This is a genomic window from Streptomyces sp. URMC 126 (assembly GCF_051386555.1).
GTDB lineage: Bacteria > Actinomycetota > Actinomycetes > Streptomycetales > Streptomycetaceae > Streptomyces.
Map to the genome: position 1 here is coordinate 1 of NZ_JBPQTX010000783.1, position 284 is coordinate 284.

General features: G+C 72.9%; 1 pseudogene. It reads left to right on the forward strand.

Annotated features, from left to right (window positions below):
• Positions 1 to 158: 158 nt before the first annotated feature.
• A pseudogene (locus tag ACSNOK_RS33900) lies at positions 159 to 284 on the forward strand (competence protein CoiA family protein); the annotation flags it as partial.

Here is a 284-nt window from a genome sequence, read left to right on the forward strand (position 1 = left end):
GCCCCGCCGGCCGGGGAAGTCCCGGCCGGCGGCCATCACCCCGAGACGGCCTGGCACCTCACCGCCAAGCACCCCTGGCCCGCTGGGCACGCAGCCTCCCCACAGCCGCGGCCGTACGGCTGGAGTAGTGGACCCCCAGCCACGACCGGCACGCGGACGTGGCCGTACGACTCCATGACGGAACACGCATCGCGCTGGAAGCACAGCGGGAACTGATGACCGACGACGCCTGGCGCCGTCGGCACCACGATTACGCCCGCGCCGGAATCCGGGACGTGTGGTTC